11 protein-coding genes are annotated in these 12452 nt (G+C 70.8%); 8 read left to right on the top strand and 3 right to left on the bottom strand.

Going from position 1 to position 12452, the window contains the following annotated elements:
* Positions 1-289 precede the first annotated feature (289 nt).
* Positions 290-1453, top strand: coding sequence for a serine hydrolase domain-containing protein (locus tag ACZ69Q_RS37555; protein WP_471051155.1), 1164 nt, complete (start codon positions 290-292; stop codon positions 1451-1453).
* On the opposite strand, the gene ACZ69Q_RS37560 is transcribed toward ACZ69Q_RS37555, so the two are convergent.
* Entirely contained in the window at positions 1443-1979 is a 537-nt protein-coding gene (locus ACZ69Q_RS37560; protein WP_471051158.1) for a hypothetical protein, read from the bottom strand. The two genes, ACZ69Q_RS37555 and ACZ69Q_RS37560, sit on opposite strands and share 11 nt — an antisense overlap.
* 120 nt (positions 1980-2099) lie before the next feature.
* On the opposite strand from ACZ69Q_RS37560, the gene ACZ69Q_RS37565 reads away from it, so the two are divergent.
* Positions 2100-3449, top strand: a complete 1350-nt coding sequence (locus tag ACZ69Q_RS37565) for a diacylglycerol/lipid kinase family protein (protein ID WP_471051160.1) — start codon at positions 2100-2102, stop codon at positions 3447-3449.
* Between the two features lie 19 nt (positions 3450-3468).
* Here ACZ69Q_RS37565 and ACZ69Q_RS37570 read toward each other — a convergent pair whose 3' ends face one another.
* Together ACZ69Q_RS37570 and ACZ69Q_RS37575 are read right to left on the bottom strand one after the other, a co-directional pair.
* Positions 3469-4659, bottom strand: a complete 1191-nt coding sequence (locus tag ACZ69Q_RS37570) for a polyamine ABC transporter substrate-binding protein (RefSeq protein ID WP_471051163.1) — start codon at positions 4657-4659, stop codon at positions 3469-3471.
* Between the two features lie 148 nt (positions 4660-4807).
* Positions 4808-6247: a gamma-aminobutyraldehyde dehydrogenase gene (locus ACZ69Q_RS37575; protein WP_471051166.1), complete on the bottom strand. Its 1440-nt coding sequence runs from the start codon at positions 6245-6247 to the stop codon at positions 4808-4810.
* Positions 6248-6417: 170 nt separating this feature from the next.
* Here ACZ69Q_RS37575 and ACZ69Q_RS37580 point away from each other — a divergent pair, with 170 nt between their 5' ends.
* The 6 genes from ACZ69Q_RS37580 (at position 6418) to ACZ69Q_RS37605 (ending at position 12389) form a co-directional block, all read left to right on the top strand.
* Complete coding sequence (locus tag ACZ69Q_RS37580; protein ID WP_471051169.1) at positions 6418-6936, top strand: Lrp/AsnC family transcriptional regulator; 519 nt, start codon at positions 6418-6420, stop codon at positions 6934-6936.
* A 19-nt stretch (positions 6937-6955) separates the two neighbouring features.
* Positions 6956-8329 (top strand): aspartate aminotransferase family protein, encoded by a 1374-nt coding sequence (locus tag ACZ69Q_RS37585; protein ID WP_471051171.1) that lies wholly within the window; start codon positions 6956-6958, stop codon positions 8327-8329.
* 214 nt (positions 8330-8543) lie between these two features.
* Positions 8544-9284, top strand: coding sequence for an ABC transporter ATP-binding protein (locus tag ACZ69Q_RS37590; RefSeq protein WP_471051174.1), 741 nt, complete (start codon positions 8544-8546; stop codon positions 9282-9284).
* Positions 9266-10681: a hypothetical protein gene (locus ACZ69Q_RS37595; RefSeq protein WP_471051177.1), complete on the top strand. Its 1416-nt coding sequence runs from the start codon at positions 9266-9268 to the stop codon at positions 10679-10681. Before ACZ69Q_RS37590 ends, ACZ69Q_RS37595 begins: the two co-directional genes overlap by 19 nt.
* Before the next feature lie 129 nt (positions 10682-10810).
* A complete protein-coding gene (locus ACZ69Q_RS37600; RefSeq protein ID WP_471051179.1) occupies positions 10811-11230 on the top strand; it encodes a VOC family protein in 420 nt (139 codons plus the stop codon).
* A 37-nt stretch (positions 11231-11267) separates the two neighbouring features.
* Complete coding sequence (locus tag ACZ69Q_RS37605) at positions 11268-12389, top strand: LOG family protein (RefSeq protein ID WP_471051182.1); 1122 nt, start codon at positions 11268-11270, stop codon at positions 12387-12389.
* Positions 12390-12452: the final 63 nt, after the last annotated feature.

Below are 12452 nucleotides of genomic sequence, written 5' to 3' on the forward strand. Positions count from 1 at the left end.
CCGCTTCGGGTACGGGCGGGACATCGGGGCTCCCGGGTGTGGGGGGCGGGGGGGGGGGGACGCGAGTGGAGACGGGGTGAAGGGGGCGGCGATAACACTTTTTCGGTCCGGCCGGTGGCACCGCGTCCGGTGGCCCGTAAGGACGATCCCCTACAACACCCTTACTCCGTAGGGAACTTGCTCCGGGCCGCCCCAGGGTCCGAGCCCCTCCTCGCCGACGATCCGGACGGGCCCGCGCCGCGGCGACGATGATCACGGACCTCCCACCGACCGATCTCAGGAGCACCTGATGCCCGTACGCCCCCTGCCCACCCTCCTCACCTCCGCGCTCGCGCTGACGCTCACCGCGATACCGCTGGCGGGGACGGCGTCGGCGCGGCCCGCGCCACCCTCGTCCTGCTCCGCGCGTGCGGTCGAGGCCGCGTCGCCGAACGGCCCGGACGTGAAGGCCCTGTGCGCCGCACTGGCCGGGCTGCCCGACAAGGACGCCACGGCCGCACTGATCCGGGTGGGCGGCAAGGGGACCTGGCACGGGGTGGCCGGCGTGCGGGACATGAGAACCGGGGCGCCGGCGTTGGAGAACGCCCGCTTCCGCGCCGGTTCCACGACGAAGATCGTGACCGCGGCGATCGTGCTGCAACTCGCCGCCGAGGGGCGGATCTCGCTCGACGGGACGGTGCAGCACTACCTGCCCGGCCTGCTCACGAACGACTTCGCGCCCATCACCGTACGGCAGTTGCTGAACTACACCAGCGGCCTTCAGCCCGGGGCGTCCCTCGGCGAGGACGTGGACGACGGCTACCCGCACCGCTTCGAGACGCTGACCCCGCAGGAGGTGGTGGCCGCGTCGGTCGCGAAGGGCCCCGACCCGGACCACGCGCCCGGCGAGTTCCAGCGGTACGGCAACATCCACTACACCGTGCTGGGCCTGCTGATCGAGAAGGTCACCGGCGACTCCTACGCCCATCAGGCGGCCGTACGGATCTTCCGCCCGCTCGGCATGCGGCACACCTCGTTCCCGGCGGGCCCCGACCCGCGGGTCCACGGGCCGCACAACCGCGGCTACGACTGGATCGACGGCCACCTGGTCGACGTGACCGAGTGGAACATGTCCGACCGGTTCGCGGCCGGCGACCTGATCTCCACGACGGCCGACCTGGAGCGGCTGCTGTTCGCACTGTTCCGCGGCCAGGTGGTGCCCGAGCCGCAGTTGGAGGAGATGTTCACGGTCCCCGACATCGAGGGGGCCACCATGGGTGCCGCGCTGGAGCGTTACGACCTCAACGGCAAGGAGATCTGGGGCAAGACGGGTGCCCGCCCCGGCTATCACACCGTGGTCGCGGCCACCCGTGACCTGTCCCGGACGGTCGTCTACTCCGTCAACTCCACCGATGCGAAGGGCGACGGCCTCGCCATCGCCCAGCGCTTCGCCTTCCCGGCGTTCAACCGCTGACGGCGGCGGCAGCGGCCGGGGGCGCCGACGGCTCGGTCAGCGCCTCCAGTCGCTTGATCTTCTTGCGCACGACGTACAGGGGGATCACTCCGAAGACGCCGAAGGACATGTCGATCAGCGACCACCACAGGGGGATGTCGCGGATCGGCCCGCAGATCAGGGCCAGCGGGATGATGCCGGCGCAGGCGACCATCCCGAACTCGACGACCCAGATGTTGCGGACCGGGTCGCGGTACGGCCCGTAGAAGGCGACGGCGATGACGAGGTGGGCGAAGGCCAGCCAGTCGGTGCCGTAGAGCAGGAACGGGTGGTCGGCGTCGGCGGTCTCGACCCCGCGCCGGACGCGTTCGATCCACTCCATGAGGCCGGGGAGGTGGTCCGGCACGGAAAGGGCGCGCAGCAGGTCCTCGGTCCAGCGCAGTTCGTGGACGAGGGGGAAGGCCGTGGCGCCGCTGAGCACCAGGCAGACGACGAAGAAGGCCAGCCAGACGCGGATGCCCTTGAGCAGGGCGGCTCTGTCGCTCATGGGAGGAGCGTACGCCTGGAGTTGAACACGTTCAAAACGGGTTTCCGCAGGAGAACCCACACCGCCGGCCGCGATGCGGCCCGTTCCGGCCCTACGATGTCCGCCGACGAGGGAGGATGCATGGGCCTGGACCTGAGCGAACGGGCTTACCGGGGGCAGCGGTGGGCGGCGCGGGCAGCGCTGGCTGCCGCGGGGCTCGCGGTGCTCGTGCCGCTCGCCTACGGCGGGGTCGGCGGCGTTCTGCTGCTGGTGGCCGGCGCGGCGGGCATGGGGCTCAGCGCGGTGGCGGTGTGGTGGACGCTGACGCTGCGCGGACCGGTGCGCTGGGTGGCGGGCGTCGTGGCCCTGGCCGTACCGGCCGCCGTGATCGCGCTGTTCGCGGCCACCCTGTTCTGGGCGCTGCTGGTGTCCGTGGCGCTGTGGACGGTGGCCGTGTGGAGCGGCCGGTACGCGCTGCGGGGCACGGGCAGCCCACGGGTGCGGGTGATGCGCGGGCGCAAGGCGGCACCGCCCCGGCGGGCGGTCCTGATCATGAACCCCCGCTCGGGCGGCGGGAAGGTGGACCGCTTCGCGCTCAAGGAGAAGGCCGAACGGCTCGGCGCCGAGGTCGTCCTCCTCGACCCCGAGGAGCACCAGGACGTCACCGCCCTGGCCCGCAAGGCCGTTTCGGAGGGCGCGGACCTGCTGGGTGTCGCGGGCGGGGACGGCACCCAGGCGCTGGTCGCGGCCGTCGCCGCCGCGTACGACATCCCGTTCCTGGTGATCAGCGCCGGCACCCGCAACCACTTCGCCATGGACCTCGGCCTCGACCGCGAGGACCCCGCCGCCTGTCTCGACGCGCTCGTCGACGGCGTGGAACTGCGCGTCGACCTCGGCTTCGCCAGCGGTCGGCCCTTCGTCAACAACGCCTCTTTCGGGGCGTACGCGGCCATCGTGCAGAGCCCGGGCTACCGCGACGACAAGATCGGCACGAGCCTGGAGCTGCTGCCCGACCTGCTCACCCGTCAGCAGGGCCCGCTGCTGACCGTCCGGGCGGCGGGCACCACGCTCGACGCTCCGCATGCCGTGCTGGTCAGCAACAACCCCTACCGCACCGACGACCCCTTCGGGCTGGGCCGCCGCGACCGCCTCGACGCCGCCGTCCTCGGCGTCCTGGGCATCAGGGTGGACAGCGCGGCCGAGGCCGCCGCCCTGCTCCTCGACCCCGCGCCGCCCGGCCTCAGCATCCTGACCGCGACCGAGGTGGTCATCGAGGCCGACCGCGAGGAGATCGAGGCCGGCATCGACGGCGAGGCCCTGGTGCTGCCCGCCCCGGTCCACATCCGCATCACTTCGGGCGCCCTGCGCGTCCGCGTCCCCCGCAAACGCCCCGGCGTCCCCCAGCGCGGACCGCGCCTGGACTGGCGCCGGCTGCGCAAACTGGCGGCGACGGTGGGCCGTACGGCGGTGCACCGGCAGGGTCACTGGTAGGAGCGCTGGTACGCGGCCCCTACAACCCCGCGATCGCGTTCCACCGCTTGGCGAACTCCACCCGCTCCTCCGACGTGATGTCCCGCGCGATGGCGAGGCGTTCGCGCATCGCCTTGTCGGGGAAGATCAGCGGGTCCTCGGCCAGGGCGGCGGTTTCCGCGTCCTTGGCGGAGGCGAGGACGTCCTGGGCTGCGGGGACGGGGCAGACGTAGTTGACCCAGGCGGCCAGTTCGGCGGCGACCTCGGGCTCGTAGTAGTAGTCGATCAGCCGCTCGGCGTTGGCCTTGTGGCGGGCGAGGTTGGGGACCATCAGGGACTCCGACCACAGCTCGGCGCCCTCCTCGGGGACGACGAAGCGGATGTCGGGATCGTCCGCCTGGAGCTGGATGACGTCGCCCGAGTACGCCTGGCAGGCCAGGACGTCTCCGCCGGCGAGGTCCTTGATGTAGTCGTTGCCGGTGAAGCGGCGGATCTGGCCCCGGCCGATCTGCTTCTCGACCTGGTCGCAGACCGTGTGGAAGTCGTCCGCCGTCCAGCGGGTGATGTCGACGCCGTTGCCCTGCATGAGCAGGGCGAAGGCCTCGTCGAGACCGGAGAGCAGGGTCACCCGGCCCTTCAGGTCGCTCGCCCACAGGTCGGAGACATGGCGGATCTCGCGGCCCAGTCGGCGGCGGTTGTACGCGATGCCGGTGATGCCGGACTGCCACGGCACGGTGAACTTCCGTCCGGGGTCGAAGGCCGGTGAACGAAGCAGCGGGTCCAGGTACTTCGTCACGTTCGGCTGACGCGTCCGGTCCATTTCCTGCACCCCGCCCAGCCGTACGAACCGGGCGCACATCCAGTCGCTGATGACGATGAGGTCGCGGCCGGTGCGCTGGTGGTTCATCAGGGCGGGGCTGATCTTGCCGAAGAACTCGTCGTTGTCGTTGATCTCCTCGACGTAGTCGACGGAGATGCCCGTGCGCTTCTGGAACGCCTCAAGCGTGGGCCGGCGCGTCGCGTTCTCGTCGTCCGTGTCGATGTACAGCGGCCAGTTGGCCCAGTTGAGCCGCTTCTCGGTGGCGGAGACATCGGTGGCGGCCCGGTCGGCGGGCGACACATAGGCGGGCCGCACACCGCATCCGGCGAGTCCCCCGAGCAGGGTGCCAGCACCGAGCGTGCGCAGCAGATTCCGGCGGGACAGCGGGGAGTTCATCGGTGGGAGGGCCATTGCCGCAGCATGCCGCCCTTGCCGAGGGCCCTGCAATGGACGCCCCGTCAAGCGGAACGGTGCCAAGCAGACACCCTGTCGATCACGCCCTGAAGGGGTGCGGGGAACTGCGCGACCAGCCCCCACGCACCCGCAGGCGATGTACGACCTATGCGTCCAGGGACGTCATCACGTGCTTGATCCGCGTGTAGTCGTCGAACCCGTACGCCGACAGATCCTTGCCGTACCCGGACTTCTTGAACCCGCCGTGCGGCATCTCCGCGACCAGCGGGATGTGCGTGTTGATCCACACGCAGCCGAAGTCCAGCGCCTTGGACATCCGCATCGCGCGCCCGTGGTCCTTGGTCCACACCGACGACGCGAGCGCGTACTCGACACCGTTCGCCCACAGGACGGCCTGCGCCTCGTCCGTGAAGGACTGCACGGTGATGACCGGCCCGAAGACCTCCTTCTGGATGATCTCGTCGTCCTGCTTCAGCCCGGACACGACGGTCGGCGCGAAGAAGTACCCCTTGTCACCGACCTGGTGACCGCCCGCCTCGACCTTCGCGTGGGCGGGCAGCCGCTCGATGAACCCGGAGACCTGCTTGAGCTGGTTCGGGTTGTTCAGGGGGCCGAAGAGCACGTCCTCGTCGTCCGGCTGGCCCGTCTTCGTGTCGGCGGCGGCCTTCGCGAGCGCCTGCACGAACTCGTCGTGGATGGAGTGGTGGACGAGGACGCGCGTGGCGGCCGTACAGTCCTGCCCGGCGTTGAAGAAGCCCGCGACGGAGATGTCCTCGACGGCCTTGGCGATGTCGGTGTCCTCGAAGACGACGACCGGCGCCTTGCCGCCGAGCTCCAGGTGGACCCGCTTGAGGTCCTTCGACGCCGACTCGGCGACCTGCATGCCGGCCCGCACGGAACCGGTGATGGAGGCCATCGCCGGCGTGGAGTGCTCGACCATCATGCGGCCGGTGTCACGGTCGCCGGTGATGACGTTGAAGACACCCTTGGGCAGGACGGAGCCGATGATCTCGGCCATCAGGACCGTCGACGCGGGGGTCGTGTCGGACGGCTTCAGGACGACCGTGTTGCCCGCGGCGAGGGCCGGGGCGAACTTCCATACGGCCATCATCATCGGGTAGTTCCAGGGCGCGACCTGCGCGCAGACGCCGATCGGCTCACGGCGCACGATGGAGGTCAGGCCCTCCATGTACTCGCCGGCCGAGCGGCCCTCCAGCATCCGCGCCGCGCCGGCGAAGAAGCGGATCTGGTCGACCATCGGCGGGATCTCCTCGGACCGCGTGAGGCCGATCGGCTTACCGGTGTTCTCCACCTCGGCGGCGATCAGGTCCTCGGCGCGCTCCTCGAAGGCGTCCGCGATCTTCAGCAGAGCCTTCTGGCGCTCGGCGGGGGTCGCGTCACGCCAGGCGGGGAAGGCGCGCGCGGCGGCCTCCATCGCGGCGTCGACGTCCGCCTGTCCGGACAGCGGCGCGGTCGCGTACGCCTCGCCCGTCGCGGGGTTGACCACCTCGGTGGTCCGTCCGTCGGCGGCGTCCCGGAACTCACCGTCGATGTAGTTGCGCAGACGACGCAGCTCGGTGCTCACTGCCGGCCTCCTGTGTCAGGTCGAACTGTCCATTCTCTGAGACACCCACCCTAATCGGCAGGCCCACGTTTTCAACACCCCCACTGGCGCCTCTTCTGCGAAATCCGCAGTACTCAGTCACGTAAACAACGAATTTCATCGCCTCGGCCTTGCGGAACTGTCGAGACGTCGTGCACAGTGACGTCGTGGCCAGTCGAAGCGCAGAGCACAGGGACTCCCGCGAGTCCAGGAACGGCGGCGGCCCCACGCTGGACGCCGTCTCCCTCGCCATCATCGAACAACTTCAGGAGGACGGCCGCCGGCCGTACGCGGCCATCGGCAAGGCCGTCGGCCTGTCCGAGGCGGCCGTGCGCCAGCGCGTCCAGAAGCTGCTCGACCAGGGCGTCATGCAGATCGTCGCCGTCACGGACCCGCTCACCGTGGGCTTCCGGCGGCAGGCGATGGTCGGCGTGAACGTCGAGGGCGACGTGGAGTCCGTGGCCGACGCGCTGACCGCCATGTCCGAGTGCGAGTACGTGGTGATGACCGCCGGGTCGTTCGACCTGATGGTGGAGATCGTCTGCGAGGACGACGACCACCTCCTGGACGTCATCAACAAACGCATCCGGGCCCTTGCAGGAGTGCGCTCGACCGAGAGCTTCGTCTACCTCAAGCTCAAGAAGCAGACCTACATGTGGGGAACCCGATAACCGTGAGGACCCGATAACCGTGAGCACCAACAGCCCTCAGGACCTCAGCAGGACCGCGTACGACCACTTGTGGATGCACTTCACCCGCATGTCCTCGTACGAGAAGGCACCCGTCCCGACCATCGTCCGGGGCGAGGGTACCTACATCTACGACGACAAGGGCAAGCGGTACCTCGACGGTCTCGCCGGCCTGTTCGTGGTCCAGGCCGGTCACGGCCGCACGGAGCTCGCCGAGACCGCCTTCAAGCAGGCGCAGGAGCTGGCGTTCTTCCCGGTGTGGTCCTACGCCCACCCGAAGGCTGTCGAGCTGGCGGAGCGGCTGGCGAACGAGGCGCCGGGCGACCTCAACAAGGTCTTCTTCACCACCGGCGGCGGCGAGGCGGTGGAGACCGCCTGGAAGCTCGCCAAGCAGTACTTCAAGCTCGTCGGCAAGCCCACCAAGTACAAGGTCATCTCCCGCGCCGTCGCCTACCACGGCACCCCGCAGGGCGCCCTGTCCATCACCGGCCTGCCGGGCCTGAAGGCCCCGTTCGAGCCGCTGGTTCCGGGTGCGCACAAGGTCCCGAACACCAACATCTACCGCGCCCCGCTCTTCGGCGACGACCCCGAGGCCTTCGGCCGCTGGGCCGCCGACCAGATCGAGCAGCAGATCCTCTTCGAGGGCCCGGACACGGTCGCCGCGGTCTTCCTGGAGCCGGTGCAGAACGCGGGCGGCTGCTTCCCGCCCCCGCCCGGCTACTTCCAGCGGGTGCGCGAGATCTGCGACCAGTACGACGTGCTGCTGGTGTCGGACGAGGTCATCTGCGCCTTCGGCCGCCTGGGCACGACGTTCGCCTGCGACAAGTTCGGCTACGTCCCGGACATGATCACCTGCGCCAAGGGCATGACCTCGGGCTACTCCCCGATCGGCGCCTGCATCGTCTCCGACCGCCTGGCGGAGCCCTTCTACAAGGGCGACAACACCTTCCTGCACGGCTACACCTTCGGCGGCCACCCGGTCTCCGCGGCCGTGGGCATCGCCAACCTCGACCTGTTCGAGCGCGAGGGCCTCAACCAGCACGTCCTCGACAACGAGGCCGCGTTCCGCGGGACGCTGGAGAAGCTGCACGACCTGCCGATCGTCGGCGACGTCCGCGGCAACGGCTTCTTCTACGGCATCGAGCTGGTGAAGGACAAGGCGACCAAGGAGTCCTTCAACGACGAGGAGACCGAGCGCGTCCTGTACGGCTTCCTGTCCAAGAAGCTCTTCGAGAACGGCCTGTACTGCCGTGCCGACGACCGCGGCGACCCGGTCATCCAGCTCGCCCCGCCGCTGATCTCCAACCAGGAGACGTTCGACGAGATCGAGCAGATCCTGCGCGGAACGCTGTCGGAGGCGTGGACGAAGCTCTGACCCCCGGCTGACCTCCGCCGCCCCGCGGCCGGAATGATCAACACACTGGCCCCGGTGCCGCCCGTTCGAGTGAGACACGGCGGCCCGGGGCCCTGTGCTGTCCCGGCTTCGGGCGACGGCTGCCTAGCGTGCCAGTGACCGATCAGCCCAGCCTTCGTTCCCCCGCACGGGGGATCGAGGAACGGGAAAACGGATCAGAACCGAGGTGTACGCCATGGTGGCCCCGCCGGACAACGACGTGCTCTGGGCACGCGCCCTGCACTTCTCGTACAACGACGGCTCGCCCGCGCTCAGCGGAGTCTCGCTCGGTGTCCAGGAGGGCGAGATCCTCGCCGTCATCGGTCCGCGCGGCAGCGGCAAGACCGCCCTGCTGCGCTGTCTGTCCGGCCTGGCCCAGGCGCGGCGCGGCGAGGTCTGGTTCAACAGCGTGCCGGTGCACACGATGGGCCCGGTGGCCCGCGAGCGGCTGCGCCGCGACCGGTTCGCGTGGGTCGATCCCACGCCGTCGCTCGTCCCCGAGCTGAACGTCTGGGAGAACACGGCCCTGCCCCTGATGCTGCGCGGCACCAGCCGCCGCCGCGCCAAGACGGCCGCGCTGGAGTGGCTGGAGCGCCTGGACATCGGTGAGGCGGCCCGCAAGCGCCCGCATCAGGTCGTCCAGGCCGTGCGCCAGCGCGTCTGCATCGCCCGTGCGCTTGCCCCCTCCCCGATGGTGCTGTTCGCCGACGAGCCGACGGCCTCCCTGCACCGCGCCGACCGTACGCACGTGCTGCGCACCCTGACGACGGCCGCCCGTTCGCACGGCATCACCGTGGTACTGGCCAGCCATGACGCGGACACGGCAGCCCTCGCCGACCGCAGCGTGACCCTGCTGGACGGGCGTCGCGTGAACACGGTGCACCTGCCTCCGGTCACCGAGGCGGAAGGCCGGGCCGCGTGCTCGCTCTCCGTCTGACCCGCAGCGCCCATCCCGCCGTACAGGTGCGCCGGCTGCTCGTCGCGGCGGCTTCGGCGGGCACGGGCTTCCTGCTGCTGTCCGCCCTCGGCTACGCGATGTCCCACCCGGACTCCCCCGCCGCGGCCACCCTCCGGCTGGCCTGGTGCGCGCCTCCGCTGGCCGCGACGATCCACCTCGCGGTCGCGGTGGCCCGCACGGACCCCGGTACCAGACCGCGTCCCGGCCTCGCGGCGATCGGCCTCGGACCGGGCCGCCTCATGCTGGTCTCGGCCACCACGACGGCCCTGTCCTGCGCGCTCGGCTCGATGCTGGCCCTCGTGGTCTTCCTGCACCTGCGGGGTGACCTGACGGGCATGCCCTTCGACGGCGCCGCCGCGCAGTTCCTGGCGGCGGACAGCCCCCTGCCGCTGCCGGCCGCCCTGACGCTCCTGGCCCTGGCACCGGTGCTGGCGTCCGCGGCGGTCGCCCTGCTGCTGCGCCCGAAGGCCCTCGCGCCCGCCGCGACGAAGGCCAGGGCACGGGCCCACGGCCGCTTCGGGGCGTCAGGCAGGCCGGCGGGCCGCGAGACGTTCGGAGCGTACGGGCGGTTCGGGGCGCGGTTGCGGGATGCCGTACGGGGCGCCGGGTCAGCGCCGCGGGCCGCCTCGGCCGGGGCCGCGCCCGTCCCGCAGAAGGGCGGTGCCGCGCAGGTCCTGGCGATCGCTCCGGCCCAGGCGCCGGACGAGGAGGAGGACGACAGCCGGCGGACGCTGGACGACCTGGCCCACTTCCCGGTGCCCCGCAAACCACCCGCGGGCCTCCCCTGGGGCATCACCATCCTCACCGCGGGCCTGGCCGTGGAGACCTACGCCGGCCGCACCGCGGAGCACGACCCCCTCACCCTGCCCACGGCCCTGCCCACCGGTCCCGCCGCGGTCCTGCTCGGCTGGGTCCTGGCCGCCGTCGGCCTCGCCCTCGCCGCGCCCGGTCTCACCCATCTGTGCGGCCGGTTCCTCCAGTCCGTACGGCCCGGGCCGCTGCGTCTCCTGGCCGGCCGCGGCCTGATGGCGGAGGCCACCCGGATCGGCCGCCCCCTCGGCATCGTGTGCGCCGTGGCCGCCGCCGTCTACGCCATGGCTCCCCTGTCCGGCTCCGCGGCCACCGCCGCCATCGGCCCCCTCTCCGCCCTCGGCGCGACCGTGGTCGGCGGCGCGACCGTGACCACCCTGCTCATGGCCGCGCTGGAGGCCAGGCAGGCCCGCGCCGACACCACGGCCGCGCTGCTCCGCCTCGGCGCGCCGACCAGGATGCTCCGCAGCGCCGCCGCCCTGCGCACCGGCGTCCTGCTGGCCGTCTTCTGCCCGCTGACCCTCTTCGTCGCGGAGTTGGCCGCACTGCCCCTGGCCGCTCGCTGACGCGTCCTTCGCGGCCGTGGCCGAAGCCCCGGAAAACCCGTGAGGAAAAGTCACCCCCGGGCGATGAGTTCCGATCGGACCCTCGGTCTACCCCAGCGAACAGCAACCACCCCGATGGGAGAGACCACGATGAGCGCCCCCGCCTACCAGCAGATGATCTTCGTGAACCTGCCCGTGAACGACCTCGACGCGTCGAAGAAGTTCTTCACGGAGCTGGGCTACTCGATCAACGCGCAGTTCAGCGACGAGAACGCGGCGTCCGTCGTGATCAGCGACACCATCGTCGCGATGATGCTCACCAAGCCGTTCTACTCGACCTTCACGAAGAAGGAGATCGCGGACGCCACGAAGACCAGCGAGGTGGCGATCTGTCTGAGCGCCGAGAGCCGCGAGAAGGTCGACGAGCTGGTCGAGAAGGCGGTCGCCGCGGGCGGCACGGCGTCGGAGCAGGTCCAGGACCAGGGCTTCATGTACGGCCGTGGCTTCGACGACCTCGACGGCCATAGCTGGGAGATCGTATGGATGGACCCGTCGGCCATCGAGGGCTGACAACAGCCGCACGACACAGGGTGCCTAGCATGGGCGGGTGCAGACGATGCCCGCCCATGCGGCCCACCACGACGACCGTGAGATAGAGACTCTGGAGGAGTTCGACGCGACCGTCTCGGCGCGCGGCTCCCTCGCCGGATTCCGGGTCCAGGCAGTCGACCTGACGGACCGTACACGCGAATTGCTCGGCACCGACACCACGGGCGCGGTCTTCCTCGGCTGCCCGATGCGCGAGGAGGCCGCGGCGAAGATCCGCACCGGCGGCGCCCTGGTCTTCCCCCCGGTCCCCGACCTCCCCTTCGACCCGTACCGGGGCCTGGTCTACTCCCCCGACGAACTCTTCGCCGCCCTCGCGGACGGCTACGAGAACACACCCGACGCCCACGCCTACGCCTGGTTCCAGCGGACGAAGGCCGACCGCGACGTCTACGCCTCCATGCTCCGCGCGATCCACGACGACTCCATCTCGGACGCGCTCGACGAACTCCTGTCCGGCGCCCGGGTGGTGGGCGTCATGGGCGGCCACGCGATGCGCCGCGGCACGCAGGCGTACGAGGGCGCAGCCCGGCTCGGCCGGGAGCTGGCCCGCGCCGGTCTCACGGTCGCCACCGGCGGCGGCCCGGGCGCGATGGAGGCCGCCAACCTCGGCGCGTACGCCGCCCCGCTCGACGACGGGATGCTCACCGACGCCCTCCGACTCCTCGCCAAGGCACCGGGGTTCACGCCCTCGATCACCGACTGGGCTTCCGCCGCCTTCGAGGTGCGCGCCCGCTGGCCCAAGGGCGGCCGCTCCGTCGGCATCCCGACCTGGTTCTACGGCCACGAGCCGCCGAACCCCTTCGCCTCGCACATCGCGAAGTACTTCGCCAACGCCACCCGCGAGGACGGCCTGCTGGCCCGCTCGAACGCGGGCGTCGTCTTCCTGCCGGGCGCCGCCGGGACCGTACAGGAGATCTTCGACAACGCGACGCCGAACTACTACGAGTCGCGCGGTGAACCAACCCCGATGGTCCTGGTCGACCGCGCGCACTGGACGGAGAGGCTGCCGGCCTGGCCGCTGCTCAAGTCCCTTGCCAGGGAACGGTCGATGGAGGCCCGGATTGCCCTGGTTGACCGGATCGAGGAGGCGCCGGAGGCATTGAAACGTCTCGGCTGTTAATAAGAGGGCAAAGCCAACGCCTGTAGGCTGCATATGCGTTGACACTCCTTATGCCACGCTTAT

Source organism: Streptomyces sp. NPDC036764 (assembly GCF_055609385.1).